The organism is Streptomyces zinciresistens K42 (assembly GCF_000225525.1).
GTDB classification, from domain to species: domain Bacteria; phylum Actinomycetota; class Actinomycetes; order Streptomycetales; family Streptomycetaceae; genus Streptomyces; species Streptomyces zinciresistens.
Map to the genome: position 1 here is coordinate 1 of NZ_AGBF01000185.1, position 13,736 is coordinate 13,736.

General features: G+C 72.3%; 11 protein-coding genes and 2 pseudogenes. 7 read left to right on the forward strand and 6 right to left on the reverse strand.

Annotated features, from left to right (window positions below; all coding sequences use genetic code 11):
- The 5 genes and pseudogenes from SZN_RS40640 to SZN_RS30105 all read right to left on the reverse strand — a co-directional run.
- Positions 1-318: pseudogene (locus SZN_RS40640) on the reverse strand (hypothetical protein); the annotation flags it as partial.
- 429 nt (positions 319-747) lie between these two features.
- Positions 748-1,590 (reverse strand): S-methyl-5'-thioadenosine phosphorylase, encoded by an 843-nt coding sequence (locus SZN_RS30085; protein WP_007502401.1) that lies wholly within the window; start codon positions 1,588-1,590, stop codon positions 748-750.
- A 129-nt stretch (positions 1,591-1,719) separates the two neighbouring features.
- Entirely contained in the window at positions 1,720-2,061 is a 342-nt protein-coding gene (locus SZN_RS39245; RefSeq protein ID WP_007502403.1) for an FmdB family zinc ribbon protein, read from the reverse strand.
- A 67-nt stretch (positions 2,062-2,128) separates the two neighbouring features.
- A complete protein-coding gene (locus SZN_RS30100; protein ID WP_007502404.1) occupies positions 2,129-3,421 on the reverse strand; it encodes an MFS transporter in 1,293 nt (430 codons plus the stop codon).
- A gap of 288 nt (positions 3,422-3,709) precedes the next feature.
- Complete coding sequence (locus SZN_RS30105) at positions 3,710-5,233, reverse strand: potassium/proton antiporter (RefSeq protein ID WP_043733958.1); 1,524 nt, start codon at positions 5,231-5,233, stop codon at positions 3,710-3,712.
- A gap of 227 nt (positions 5,234-5,460) precedes the next feature.
- Here SZN_RS30105 and SZN_RS30110 point away from each other — a divergent pair, with 227 nt between their 5' ends.
- Positions 5,461-8,301 carry a penicillin acylase family protein gene (locus SZN_RS30110; protein WP_007502409.1) on the forward strand — a complete coding sequence of 947 codons (2,841 nt, stop codon included), beginning with the start codon at positions 5,461-5,463 and terminating at the stop codon, positions 8,299-8,301.
- Positions 8,302-8,478: 177 nt separating this feature from the next.
- Here SZN_RS30110 and SZN_RS30115 read toward each other — a convergent pair whose 3' ends face one another.
- Positions 8,479-9,099 carry a 5-formyltetrahydrofolate cyclo-ligase gene (locus SZN_RS30115; protein ID WP_078509018.1) on the reverse strand — a complete coding sequence of 207 codons (621 nt, stop codon included), beginning with the start codon at positions 9,097-9,099 and terminating at the stop codon, positions 8,479-8,481.
- Between the two features lie 94 nt (positions 9,100-9,193).
- Here SZN_RS30115 and galU point away from each other — a divergent pair, with 94 nt between their 5' ends.
- The 6 genes and pseudogenes from galU to SZN_RS30145 all read left to right on the forward strand — a co-directional run.
- Positions 9,194-10,096 carry a UTP--glucose-1-phosphate uridylyltransferase GalU gene (gene galU, locus SZN_RS30120; protein WP_007502413.1) on the forward strand — a complete coding sequence of 301 codons (903 nt, stop codon included), beginning with the start codon at positions 9,194-9,196 and terminating at the stop codon, positions 10,094-10,096.
- Positions 10,097-10,100: 4 nt separating this feature from the next.
- Complete coding sequence (glp, locus tag SZN_RS30125) at positions 10,101-11,423, forward strand: molybdotransferase-like divisome protein Glp (RefSeq protein ID WP_007502414.1); 1,323 nt, start codon at positions 10,101-10,103, stop codon at positions 11,421-11,423.
- 86 nt (positions 11,424-11,509) lie between these two features.
- A complete protein-coding gene (gene moaC, locus SZN_RS30130; RefSeq protein ID WP_043733960.1) occupies positions 11,510-12,004 on the forward strand; it encodes a cyclic pyranopterin monophosphate synthase MoaC in 495 nt (164 codons plus the stop codon).
- Positions 12,001-12,501, forward strand: coding sequence for a MogA/MoaB family molybdenum cofactor biosynthesis protein (locus SZN_RS30135; protein ID WP_007502416.1), 501 nt, complete (start codon positions 12,001-12,003; stop codon positions 12,499-12,501). Before moaC ends, SZN_RS30135 begins: the two co-directional genes overlap by 4 nt.
- Positions 12,502-12,521: 20 nt before the next feature.
- A complete protein-coding gene (locus tag SZN_RS30140) occupies positions 12,522-13,190 on the forward strand; it encodes a GNAT family N-acetyltransferase (RefSeq protein WP_007502417.1) in 669 nt (222 codons plus the stop codon).
- Positions 13,191-13,373: 183 nt separating this feature from the next.
- A pseudogene (locus SZN_RS30145) lies at positions 13,374-13,736 on the forward strand (hypothetical protein); the annotation flags it as partial.

Consider the following 13,736-nt stretch of genomic DNA (forward strand, 5'->3'; position numbering starts at 1 on the left):
GGCCGCGGTCCGGCCGCGCGCGGCGTCGGCCTGCCGGGGCCCCGCCGCCACCAGCGCCGCCGCCGTCACCGCGAGTCCGGCCGCCACGGCCCGCCGCCGGTGCCGTACGAGCCGGGTCAGCAGGTGCCGCCCGCCGCGCACCCGCACCGGGGCGAAGTGCGGCACCTCGCAGCCGGCCGGGGTGTCGGCGCCCGGAGGAAGCGGGAACGGGCCGGCCCCGGACGAAGGGGAGAGGGAGGAGAACGAGGGGGAGGCGGGGAACGAGGGGGAGGAGCAAGCGGAGGAGGGCGAGGAAGGGGGCGGGGGAGCGAGGGACATGAGGAGCACCACCAGCGAGGACGACGGAACGGGGAGCGTGCCGGGCGTCGCGGCGGGGCGAACGTTGCCCGCCGCGGCACCAGTGCTGTGGCCGGGAGGGGGTGTCGGAGGCTCGCGGCGTCCGGTGCGGTGCCTCGCACGGCGGAGCCTCGTCCGCGTACGGGACGTACCCGGGTGAGGCGACCACGCGGCGAGGGGCCCTGCCGGGCGTCGCGAGCCGGTGACCCCTCCCGGTCACCGCACCAGCCACGATGCGGCATCGCGCCGCGGTCCGCCGGAGCCTGTGAACAGCTCACCGGTTGTGGAAAACTCGGCCACCCGAACGAGGAGTTCCGCTCCGAGATCCGCCCGGCGTGCCGCTCCGCCCACCGGGGCCACCCCGAGCCCCCAACCCGGCGCGCGCTCCGAGCCCGCCATGCTCCCGCCGTCCTACGGCAGCGCGAACCCCGGTTCCATCCCGCCCAGCGCGCCCGCGCACGGGCAGTCGCGGTCCCCGTCCGCGGGCAGGGCGGCCACCGTGTCGAACAGCACCCCGCGCAGCCGGTCCACGTTGGCCGCGAAGACCCGCAGCACCTCGTCGTGCGAGACGCCCTCGCCGGTCTCGGCGCCCGCGTCGAGGTCCGTGACCAGCGTCATCGACGTGTAGCAGAGCTCCAGTTCACGGGCGAGCGCCGCCTCGGGGTGGCCGGTCATGCCCACCACGGACCAGCCCTGTGCCCGGTGCCACAGCGATTCGGCGCGGGTCGAGAAGCGGGGCCCCTCCACCACGACCAGCGTGCCGCCGTCCACCGGCTCCCAGTCCCGCCCGCGCGCCGCCTTGAGCGCCGCCGCGCGCCCGGTGGGGCAGTAGGGGTCGGCCAGCGACACGTGCACGACGTTCGGGACGGTCCCGCCGGGCAGCGGCAGTCCGTCGAAGTAGGTGCCCACCCGGGACTTGGTGCGGTCGACCAGCTGGTCGGGGACGAGCAGCGTCCCCGGGCCGTACTCGGGGCGCAGCCCGCCCACCGCGCAGGGGCCGAGGACCTGGCGCACGCCGACCGAGCGCAGCGCCCACAGGTTGGCCCGGTAGTTGATCCGGTGCGGCGGCAGATGGTGGCCGCGGCCGTGCCGGGGCAGGAAGGCGACCCGCCGGCCGGCGATCTCGCCGAGGAACAGGGAGTCGCTGGGCGCCCCGTACGGGGTGTCGACCTGTATCTCGGTCACGTCGTCGAGGAAGGAGTAGAAGCCGGAGCCGCCGATCACGCCGAGTTCGGCGTTCGCCTTGTTCACCATGCCCGCACCCTAACCGGCGCCCCCGAGGGCCGGGGGTCCCGCCGGACGACGCGGAGGACCCCGCCGCCGAGGGAACGGTGGCGGGGTCCTTCACGTGGACCTTCCGAGCCGCGCGGGCGCCCTGTGCGGCTACGCGGCGGAGGTGCTGGAGGAGCCGGAGGAGGAACCGGCGCTCGACGCCTTCGAGTCCGAGGAGGACGACGACGAGGAGGAAGAAGAGGCCGGCGAGGACGCCGACGACGTGTCCGACGAGGACGACGGCTTGGAGGACGCCGGGGCGCTGCTCGACGAGGAGCCGCGGCTGTCGTTGCGGTAGAAGCCGGAGCCCTTGAAGACGATGCCGACCGCGGAGAACACCTTCTTGAGGCGCCCCTGGCAGTTGGGGCACACGGTCAGGGCGTCGTCGGTGAACTTCTGCACCGCCTCAAGGCCCTCGCCGCACTCGGTGCACTGGTACTGGTACGTCGGCACTGTCTTCCTCCTGGCACTCTCACTCGATGAGTGCTAACGACGGTCCATAGTGACGTATTCCGGCCGCTCAGTCCACTGCCATCGGGACGCGGTGACCCACGCCACGTGCCACCGTCCGTCCGCCGGGCCGTGCGGCGAGCCGGCCGCGCAGGGCCAGCAGGGTCACCAGGGCCAGCACCGTGCCGCCCGTCGGCACCAGGAACCCGGCGCCGCTCCACAGGCGGTCCTCCAGCTGTCCCGCGACGGTGACGGCGGCCGCCTGGCCGAGGGCGACCGCGCCGGTCAGCCAGGTGAACGCCTCGGTGCGGGCGCCGGCCGGGACCAGGCCCTCGACCAGGGTGTAGCCGGTGATCAGCGCGGGCGCGATACTCATGCCGACCAGCAGTCCGAGACCGGCCAGGAGCGGCACCGACTGCGCGGCCCACAGCCCGGACGCGGTGAGCGCGAGGGCGGCGTAGCCGATCACCAGACGGCGCTGCGGGGCCGCCTTCCAGGCGATGGCGCCGCACGCGATGCCGGAGATCATGTTGCCCGCGGCGAAGGTGCCGTACAGGACGCCGTTCAGGCCGGGCTCGCCGATCGACTCGGTGAACGCGGCCAGTGAGACCTGCATGCCGCCGAAGACCGAACCGATCCCGAGGAAGGTCACGACCAGCACGCGCACCCCGGGCACGCGCAGCGCCGAGGCGTGCCGCACGCGCGTGTGCCCGGCGGCGCCGACCACGGGCTGGGTGCTCTTCTGCGCGGCGAACAGCAGACCGCCGACCAGGGTGAGCGCGGCCTCGGTGATCAGGCCGGCCGCCGGGTCGACGGCGGTGCACAGGGCGGTTGCCAGCAGCGGGCCGACGACGAAGGTCAGCTCGTCCGTGACCGACTCGAAGGCCGCGGCCGTCGTCATCAGGGGCGAGCCCTGGAGCTTCACGCCCCAGCGGGCCCGCACCATGGGCCCGACCTGGGGCACCGAGGCGCCGGTCGGCACGGCCGCCGCGAACAGCGCCCACAGAGGGGCGCCGGACAGGGCGAGCGCGGTCAGGGTGAGACCGGAGGCGGTGTGCACGAGCACGCCGGGGACGAGGACGGCGCGCTGCCCGTAGCGGTCGGCGAGGCGGCCGCCGTAGGGGGCGAACAGCGCCATGGAGACGCCGGTGACGGCCGCGACGGCGCCCGCGGCACCGTAGGAGCCGGTGGTGTTCTGCACCAGCAGCACGATGGAGATCGTCAGCATGGCGAACGGCTGACGTGCCGCGAAGCCGGGGACCAGGAACGTCCAGGCGCCGCGGGTGCGCAGGAGTCGTCCGTATCCGGGGCGGGAGGCGGACGGGGAGTCCTTCGACGGCTCGGTGGTGACCGTGGACGCCACGGCCCGTGCCTTTCTGCCGCCTGGTAGCGCGGCCCCGGTGGGTGGGGGGCGGCGCCGAGAGCTGTCCTCTTGCGCGGAACTGCGGTAGATACCGGCGCCCGGTGAGGAGGGGCGTGCCCGGCCGCCATGCGGTCGCGCCAGCTCTGCGTCAGGCAGAGGTGGTTCGATCTGGGTAACGCCTGCATAGTACAGGGGAAGCGCCTGATGATCCTGTGAACGTCGGCGCGGCCAGGCGCTTCACCTGTGATGTCACCGCCTCCTGCGGACGTCGCCCGCAGGAGGCGCGGGTCACGGGCTGCCGTTCGTCCCCAGCCATCCGGCGAGCTTGCCGCCCGCCCCGACGGCGCGCAGCCGGCGCTCGGCCGCGTCGCGCACCGGGTCGGTGGCGACCACGAGCAGTTCGTCCCCGCGCCGCAGCACGGTGGCCGGCAGCGGGACGAACGACTTCCCGTCGCGGACGACGAGGGTGACGGCGGCCCCGGCCGGCAGCCGCAGCTCGTTGATCTCGACGCCGTGCATCTTCGATCCGTCGGGGATGCCGAAGGACAGCAGGTGGCCGCGCAGCCGCTCCAGGGGCGCGGACTCGATGCCGAGGTCGGTGGCCTCCGGACCCTGGCGCAGATCGAGCTTGCGTCCGAGCCAGGGCAGGGTCGGGCCCTGGATCAGGGTGTAGAAGACGACGAGCACGAAGACGATGTTGAAGACGCGGCGGCTGTCCTCGACACCGCTGACCACGGGGATGGTCGCCAGGATGATGGGCACGGCGCCGCGCAGCCCGGCCCACGACATCAGGGCCTGTTCGCGCCAGGGCACCCGGAAGGGCGTGAGGCACACCACCACGCTCAGCGGGCGGGCCACCATGGTCAGCGCCAGCCCGATGAGCAGCGCGGGCACGACGTCGTCGCCCAGCTCGTGCGGGGTGACCAGCAGGCCGAGCAGGACGAACATGCCGATCTGGGCGATCCAGCCGAGCCCCTCGGCGAAGCCGCGGGTGGCCGGCCAGTGCGGCAGCCTGGCGTTGCCCAGCACCATGGAGGCGAGGTACACCGCGAGGAACCCGCTGCCGTTCGCCATGGCGCCGGCCGCGTAGGCGGTGACGGCGATGGCCATGACGGCGATCGGGTAGAGGCCGGAGGCGGGCAGCGCCACGTGCCGCATGCCCCACGAGCCCAGCCAGCCCACCGCGAGCCCGACGGCCGCGCCGATCGCGAGCTCCAGCGCTATCTCGCCCAGCAGCACGTACCAGTGCTCGATGGGACCACGCTGGGAGAAGGCGACGACCAGGATGACCACGGGGGCGTCGTTGAACCCGGACTCGGCCTCCAGGGTGCCGGTGATCCGGGAGGGCAGCGGGATGCGGCGCAGCACCGAGAACACGGCGGCGGCGTCGGTCGAGGAGACCACGGCCCCGATGATGAGCGCCTGCTGCCAGTCCAGGCCGATCACATAGCGCGCGGCCGCCGCCGTGACCCCGACGCTGACGGTGACGCCCACCAGCGCGAGCGCGGAGGCGGCCGGCAGGGCCGGCTTGATCTCCTTCCACTTGGTGCCGAGTCCGCCCTCGGCCAGGATCACGACCAGGGCGGCGTATCCGATGACCTGGGTCAGCTCGGCGTCGCTGAAGCGGATGCCGATGCCGTCCTGGCCCATGAGCACGCCGATGCCCAGGTACACGAGCAGGCTGGGGAGCCCGCTGCGCGAGGAGATGCGGACCGCCGCGACGGCACTGAGCAGCACGAGCGAGCAGATGAGCAGGAGCTGGTTGAGGTCGTCGACAGTCAGCGGCCGTTCCCTTCGCTGGCCCACGCACACGCGCGCGGGCTCCCGTACATGGGACACGAAGTGGCGGTCCTCCGCACCCAACTACTTCGTTACCTTACCTAACTCTTGACGATTTCTTGACGCTCTCCGGGGTGTGATCGAACGTCCGTCCGCGCCGGTTCCCTACTCCGCGTCAAGCCCGCCCGGACCCTGCGCCTATGGTTGCTCCCAGCACTCCAGGACCGTCTGCCGCTCGCGTTAGGACAGCAAGGACAGCGATGCCCCCCAACACCACCGCCTCCACGGGTCACAAGCCCGGCAAGTCCGGCAGGAAGAAGGGGCGTCGAGCCCGCCTGTTCGTCCTCGTGCTGGTGCTGGCCGTCATCGCGGGCGTCACCGGCGGTGCCTACTGGTCCATCAGCACCGTCCGCGCCTCCTTCCCGCAGACCAAGGGATCCATCACGCTCGACGGGCTGTCCGGCCCGGTCGACGTGAAGCGCGACAAGTACGGCATCCCGCAGATCTACGCGTCCTCCGAGACGGACCTGTTCATGGCGCAGGGCTTCGTCCAGGCGCAGGACCGGTTCTACGAGATGGACGTGCGCCGGCACATGACCTCCGGCCGCCTCTCGGAGATGTTCGGCAAGAGCCAGGTCGCCAACGACGAGTTCCTGCGCACCCTGGGCTGGAACCGGGTCGCGCAGCGGGAGTACGACAAGACGCTGTCCGCCTCCACCAAGAAGTACCTGCAGGCGTACGCGAAGGGCGTCAACGCCTACCTGGAGGGCAAGGACGGCAAGGACATCTCCGTGGAGTACGCCGCCCTGGGCTTCACCAACGACTACAAGCCGCAGAAGTGGTCGCCGGTCGACTCGGTCGCCTGGCTGAAGGCGATGGCCTGGGACCTGCGCGGCAACATGCAGGACGAGGTCGACCGCGCCCTGATGACCAGCCGCCTCGGCCCGAAGCAGATCGCCGACCTGTACCCGCAGTACCCCGCCGACCGGAACAAGACGATCGTCCAGTCGGGCGGCTACGACGCGGCCACCGGAACGTACGGGCCGCAGGAGACCACCTCCGGCACCGGCTCGCCCGCGGGAGGCACGACGGGCACAGGGACCGGTACGGGCACGGGGACCGGCGTGGGCACTGGGACCGGTACGGGCGCGGAGACCGGCACCGGCACCGGTACGGGCACCTCCTCGGGCACGGCCGGCATGCAGAGCCAGCTCGGCGGCCTCCAGAAGATCCTGGACAACCTGCCCGCCGCCGTCGGCGTGAACGGCAACGGCATCGGCTCCAACTCCTGGGTGGTCGGCGGGAAGAACACCATCACCGGCAAGCCGCTGCTGGCCAACGACCCCCACCTGTCGGCCTCGCTGCCCTCCGTCTGGTACCAGATGGGCCTGCACTGCCGCTCGGTCTCCAACTCGTGCGGCTTCGACGTCAGCGGCTACACCTTCGCGGGCATGCCGGGCGTGGTCATCGGCCACAACCAGAACATCGCCTGGGGCATGACCAACTCCGGTGTCGACGTCACCGACCTCTACCTGCAGAAGCTGTCCGGCGACGGCTACCTCTACGAGGGCAAGACGGTGCCCTTCACCCGGCGCGAGGAGACCATCAAGGTCGCCGGCGGGCCATCGAAGAAGATCGTCGTACGCGAGACCAACAACGGGCCCCTGCTGTCCGACCGCAGCAACGAGCTGGTGAAGGTCGGCAGAAAGGCCGGCGTCGACACCGCCGCGCCCGACCGCGGCGACGGCTACGGCATCGCGCTGCGCTGGACCGCGCTCACGCCGGGCACCAGCATGGACGCCGTCTTCGCCATGGACCGGGCGGCCAACTGGAGCGACTTCCGCTCCGCGGCGACCCTGTTCGACGTCCCCTCGCAGAACCTGATCTACGCCGACAACAAGAACAACATCGGCTACACCCTGCCCGGCAGGATCCCCACCCGCCCCAAGAACTACGACGGCTCGGTGCCCGCCCCCGGCTGGCAGGCGGAGTCCCGCTGGACCGGGTACATCGACCAGGACGCGCTGCCGTACGAGTACAACCCCGAACGCGGGTACATCGTCACCGCCAACCAGGCCGTGATCGACAAGAAGAGATACCCCTTCACGCTCACCACGGACTGGGGCTACGGCGCCCGCAGCCAGCGCATCAACGACCTGATCCAGTCGAAGATCGACGGCGGGGGCAAGATCTCCACCGAGGACATGCGCCAGATGCAGCTCGACAACAGCAGCGAGATCGCCAAGCTGCTGGTGCCCAAACTGCTGAAGATCGACATCGCGGACCCGGACATCCGCGAGGCGCAGGACCTGCTGGAGGGCTGGGACTACACCCAGGACGCCGACTCGGCCGCTGCGGCCTACTTCAACTCGGTCTGGCGCAACATCCTCAAGCTCGCCTTCGGCAACAAGCTGCCCAAGGAGCTGCGGGTCGAGGGCCAGTGCCTGTGGGTGGACAAGACCGCGGGCACCGGTCCGGTGGACGAGGGCGCGAACAAGGTCCGCGAGTGCGGTGAGCGCGAGCCCGACCAGGCCCAGCCGGACGGCGGCGACCGCTGGTTCGAGATCGTGCGCAAGCTGATGGCGGACGAGAAGAGCGACTGGTGGAGCACGCCGGACTCGGGCGCCCGGGACGGCGCGGACCGCAACCGCGACGACCTGTTCAAGCGCGCCATGGTCGACGCCCGCTGGGAGCTGACCGCCAAGCTCGGCAAGGACCTCGACACCTGGAGCTGGGGCCGGCTGCACCGCCTGTTCCTGAAGAACCAGACCCTCGGCACCGCCGGACCGGGCTTCCTGCAGTACATGCTCAACCGCGGCCCCTGGAAGCTCAGCGGCGGTGAGGCCACGGTCAACGCCAGCGGCTGGAACGCCGCCGGAGGCTACGGCGTGGTCTGGGTGCCGTCGATGCGCATGGTGGTCAACCTCGGCGACCTCGACAAGTCGAAGTGGATCAACCTCACCGGCGCCTCGGGGCACGCCTACAACGCCAACTACACCGACCAGACCGACAAGTGGGCCAAGGGCGAACTGCTCGACTGGTCCTTCTCCAAGAAGGCTGTCGACGCGAGCACGAACGACACCCTGGTGCTCAAGCCGTGACGCGCTGACCGGCGCAGCGCACCGAAGGGCCCTCCACGCGCGTGGAGGGCCCTTCGGCACGACCGCCCGGAACGGGGGAGCCGGGCGCCCCCCGCTTCGGCACGACCGCCCGGAACGGGGGAGCCGGGCGCCCCCGCTTCGGCGCGACCGCCCGGAACGGGGCCGCGCCGCCCGGTTTCAGGGCTCCCGCAGGCGGTGCGCCCCCGAGGGGGTGACCACCGCGTGCACCGGACGGTCGTGCGGCTCGCGCGGAAGCCGCTCGACGACCTCGGAGTCGTACAGCAGCACCACCAGCGCGGGGTGCGCCCGCGCGCGGGCGAGGCGGTCGAGGACACGGTCGTAGGACCCGCCGCCGCGCCCCAGGCGCGTCCCGCGCGCGTCCGCCGCCAGGCCCGGCAGCAGCACCACGTCCGCCCGCGTCACGGCATCCGGCCCCAGCCGCTCCCCGGCGGGCTCCAGGAGGGCCATCCGCCCGCCGTGCCGGACCCGGGTCAGGGAGCCCTCTCCGGCGTAGGCGCCCCAGTCGAGGTCGTTGTCCGGCAGCAGGGCGGGCAGCAGGACGCGGACGCCCCGCGCGCGCAGCGCGTCCAGCAGCGCGAGCGTGCCGGGTTCACTCCCGACCGAGACGTACGCCGCCACCGTGCGCGCCCGCGCCAGCTCGGGCAGCTCCAGCGCCCGGACGGCCAGCGCGGCGGCCGAAGCCCGCACGTCATCCGCCGTCAACCTGCCCCTCACCGTGAGGAACTCCCGCCGCAACGTTCGCTTGTCAGGCTCGGCCGCGTGTCCGGCGTGACTCATGGGTCGCTCCCGTTCCGTTCTTAATGTGCTCATATGAGAGTCAATTGGCCGGAGCCTCAGATTCCCTGCAAAGGCACCGGATAGGGTGGCGGGCATGACTCAGTCCCACCCCCGGATCAGCAAGGCTGTCATCCCCGCAGCGGGTCTCGGCACCCGCTTCCTGCCGGCCACCAAGGCGACTCCCAAGGAGATGCTGCCGGTCGTCGACAAGCCGGCGATCCAGTACGTGGTCGAAGAGGCGGTCTCGGCCGGCCTCGACGACGTCCTCATGGTGACGGGCCGCAACAAGCGCCCCCTGGAGGACCACTTCGACCGCAACTACGAACTCGAGTCCGCCCTGCAGAAGAAGGGCGACGCCGCGCGGCTCGCCAAGGTCCAGGAGTCCAGCGACCTCGCCACCATGCACTACGTGCGCCAGGGCGACCCCAGGGGCCTCGGCCACGCCGTGCTGTGCGCCGCCCCCCACGTCGGCGACGAGCCCTTCGCCGTGCTCCTCGGCGACGACCTCATCGACCCGCGCGACCCCCTGCTCCAGCGGATGGTCGAGGTGCAGGAGCAGCGCGGCGGCAGCGTCGTCGCGCTCATGGAGGTGGCGCCCGAGCAGATCCACCTCTACGGCTGCGCCGCCGTGGACCCCACCGAGGACGGCGACGTCGTCAAGATCCACGACCTGGTCGAGAAGCCGGCCCTCGCGGACGCCCCGTCCCACTACGCGATCATCGGCCGCTACGTCCTCGACCCGCACATCTTCGACATACTGCGCAAGACCGAGCCCGGCCGCGGCGGCGAGATCCAGCTGACCGACGCCCTCCAGCAGCTCTCCCAGGACGAGAAGGTCGGCGGCCCGGTGCACGGCGTCGTCTTCAAGGGCCGGCGCTATGACACCGGCGACCGCGGCGACTACCTGCGTGCCATTGTCAGACTCGCGTGCGAACGTGAGGACCTGGGCCCGGAGTTCCGGACCTGGCTTCGCAGTTTCGTAGCCGAGGAGATGTAGGGATTTGAGCACCGCCGCGCCCCGCCCCGCCGGTCACGACCAGCTCTGGTCGGTGGACGAGCACCTGGAGGACATCCTCGCCACCGTCCGCCCGCTGGAACCCATCGAACTGCAGCTGCTCGACGCCCAGGGCTGCGTCCTGGTCGACGACGTGACGGTGCCGCTCTCCCTGCCGCCGTTCGACAACAGCTCCATGGACGGGTACGCGGTCCGGGTGGCGGACGTGGCGGGCGCGAGCGAGGAGTTCCCGGCCGTCCTGGACGTCGTCGGGGACGTCGCGGCGGGTCAGGCCGACCTGCCCGAGGTCGGGCCCGGCCAGGCCGCCCGCATCATGACCGGCGCCCCGCTGCCGCCCGGCGCGGAGAGCGTCGTCCCGGTGGAGTGGACCGACGGCGGGCTCGGCGAGGGCCCGGTCACCGGGATGCGGGCCCGCAGCCTCGGCCCCGAGGGCGCCCGCGGCACCGTCCACGTCCACCGGCCCGCCGAGGCACGCGCGCACGTGCGCGCCAAGGGCAGCGACGTCAAGGCGGGCGACCGCGCCCTCGAAGCGGGCACGATCCTCGGCCCCTCGCAGATCGCCCTGCTCGCCGCGATCGGCCGCGGCTCGGTACGGGTGCGCCCGCGCCCGCGCGTGGTCGTCATGTCCACCGGCAGCGAACTCGTCCAGCCCGACGAGCAGCTGGCCACCGGTCAGATCTACGACTCCAACAGCTTCGCCCTCACCGCCGCCGCCCGCGACGCCGGCGCCATCGCCTACCGCGTGGGCGCCGTCACCGACGACGCCGAGACCCTGCGCTCCACCATCGAGGACCAACTCGTGCGCGCCGACCTCATGGTCACCACCGGCGGCGTCAGCGTCGGCGCGTACGACGTCGTCAAGGAGGCGCTCTCGCACGTCGGCGACGAGGACGAGGCCGGCAGCGGCATCGAGTTCCGCAAGCTCGCCATGCAGCCCGGCAAGCCCCAGGGCTTCGGCTCCATCGGCCCCGACCACACCCCGCTGCTCGCGCTCCCGGGCAACCCGGTGTCCTCGTACGTCTCCTTCGAGATCTTCGTACGGCCCGCGATCCGCACCCTGATGGGCCTGGAGGACGTCCACCGCCCGCGTGAGCGCGCGACCCTCACCGCGGACAAGGCGCTGACGTCCCCGAAGGGGCGCCGCCAGTTCCTGCGCGGGACCCTCGCCGGGGGCGAGGTGGCCCCGGTCGGCGGGGCCGGATCGCATCTGATCGCCGCCCTCGCCCACGCGAACGCGCTGATCGTGGTCCCCGAGGACACCGAGAGCGTGGAGCCCGGCACGGAGGTCGAGGTGGTCCTGCTCGGCTGAGGGCCCCTGATTGGCGGTACCGTGTCGCGCACAGCAGGCCCGTGCGCCGCACCGCGACGGGCCCGGACCGGGAGCGCCACACGAGCATGAGCACGCAGGACCCATCCACGCAGGACCACCTCACGCACCTCGACGACGCGGGCGCCGCCCGGATGGTCGACGTCTCCGGGAAGGACGTGACCGCGCGCACGGCCCGCGCGACGGGACGCGTGCTCGTCTCGCCGCGCGTGGTCGAGCTGCTGCGCGGCGAGGGCGTTCCCAAGGGCGACGCCCTGGCCACCGCGCGCATCGCGGGCATCCTGGGGGCCAAGCGCACCCCCGAGCTGATCCCGCTGTGCCACCCGCTCGCCGTCACCGGTGTGAAACTGGACCTGTCGGTCGCGGACGACGCCGTGGAGATCCGGGCCACGGTCCGGACCACCGACCGTACGGGCGTCGAGATGGAGGCGCTGACGGCGGTCTCGGTGGCCGCGCTCACCGTGATCGACATGGTGAAGGCGGTCGACAAGGGAGCGGTCATCACGGACGTGCGGGTGGAGGAGAAGACGGGCGGCAAGTCGGGCGACTGGAGCCGGGCATGAGCTATCGCGCGCTCGTCGTCACCGCCTCCAACCGGGCCGCCGCCGGGATCTACGAGGACAGGGGCGGGCCGCTGGTCGCCGAGGGCCTCAGGAGCCTCGGCTTCGACGTCGAGGGGCCGCAGGTCGTCCCGGACGGCGACCCGGTCGAGGCCGCGCTGCGCGCCGCCGTAGAGACCGGCTACGACGTCGTCGTGACCACCGGCGGCACCGGCATCTCCCCGACCGACCGCACCCCCGAGGCGACCCGCGCGGTGATCGACCGCGAGGTGCCGGGCATCGCCGAGGCCGTCCGGGCCTTCGGCGTGCGCAAGGTGCCCACCGCGGCGCTCTCCCGGGGCCTGGCCGGAGTGGCGGGGCGCACGCTGATCGTCAACCTGCCGGGCTCCAGCGGCGGGGTGAAGGACGGACTGGCCGTCCTGGAGCCGCTGCTCACGCACGCCGTCGACCAGATCCGCGGCGGCGACCATCCCGGACCGAGCGACGGGGGTGCGAGCTGAACAGCCCCTCCTGGCCGGTCGTGCTGCGGGACGGCGACATCGTCCTGCGGCCGATGAAGATGCGCGACCAGCGGGTCTGGCGCGAGGTCAACCGGCGCAACCGGGACTGGCTGAGGCCGTGGGAGGCCACCATCCCGCCGCCCACGCCGAGCGGGCCGATCACCCACCGGCCGACCTACCGCCAGATGGTCCGGCACCTGCGCTCCGAGGCGCACGCGGGCCGGATGCTGCCGTTCGTCATCGAGTACCAGGGGCGGCTGGCCGGGCAGTTGACGGTCGCCGGGATCACCTGGGGCTCGATGTGCTCGGGCCACGTCGGCTACTGGGTCGACGAGGCGGTGGCGGGCCGCGGCGTGATGCCGACGGCCGTGGCCCTGGCCGTGGACCACTGTTTCCGGACCGTCGGCCTGCACCGCGTCGAGGTCTGCATTCGCCCCGAGAACCGGCCCAGCCGCCGGGTCGTGGAGAAACTCGGATTCCGCGAGGAGGGGCTGCGGCCGCGTTATCTCCACATCGACGGGGCCTGGCGCGACCATCTCGTCTTCGCGCTCACCGCGGAAGAGGTCCCCGAGGGGTTGCTGGCCCGCCGGCAGCGGGCGCGCTCCCGGCAGAACCCGCCGCCGGCCCCGCCGAACACGCAGGACACCCCGCAGGACACCCGGCAGAACTCGCGAGGGAATCCCGCGTAGCCCAGAAATTGAATATGTGTTCGAAATTGATGCCGGATGACCGGCTCTTGGCAGGGAATTCGCGCCCGCGGCGGGCTGCTGATCGCATCGATCACAAAAAAAGTTCGAAATATCAGCCAGATCGTGCGACACACCGGCTCAATTGGCGGATGGCCTCGCGCAAACCCCTCTACCGTGTGAGGCGTGAGCAGCAGCGGCCTCATCTACGCAGTCATCGTCGGGGCCTGGGCCGCCTACTTGGTGCCGATGTGGCTCCGTAGGCAGGACGAGCTGAACGAGGCCCGTCCGACGGAACGCTTCAGCACAGCCATCCGGTTGCTGTCCGGACGGGCGGGGATGGAGCGCCGGTACGCCAAGGACCTGCGCGCGCGCTCCACCGAGGAGGGGGAGCCCGGCGCGGACGACCCGGGCGACGTCACCGAGTCGGTGGACGTCCGGGCCTTCGCCGTGCCTCCGGCGCGTCCGCAGCCCCGGGCGGCGGACCGGCCGGCGGCCCCGGCGCAGGCGCAGGCACCGGCCCGTCCGGAACCGGCGCGCGACCCCGTC

Coding starts and splice junctions, on each gene's coding strand:
- moaC (WP_043733960.1), top strand. CDS start 11,510: ATGAGCACGCAGGACCCATCCACGCAGGACCACCTCACGCACCTCGAC.
- SZN_RS30085 (WP_007502401.1), bottom strand. CDS start 1,590: ATGGTGAACAAGGCGAACGCCGAACTCGGCGTGATCGGCGGCTCCGGC.
- SZN_RS30135 (WP_007502416.1), top strand. CDS start 12,001: ATGAGCTATCGCGCGCTCGTCGTCACCGCCTCCAACCGGGCCGCCGCC.
- SZN_RS30115 (WP_078509018.1), bottom strand. CDS start 9,099: ATGAGTCACGCCGGACACGCGGCCGAGCCTGACAAGCGAACGTTGCGG.
- SZN_RS30110 (WP_007502409.1), top strand. CDS start 5,461: ATGCCCCCCAACACCACCGCCTCCACGGGTCACAAGCCCGGCAAGTCC.
- galU (WP_007502413.1), top strand. CDS start 9,194: ATGACTCAGTCCCACCCCCGGATCAGCAAGGCTGTCATCCCCGCAGCG.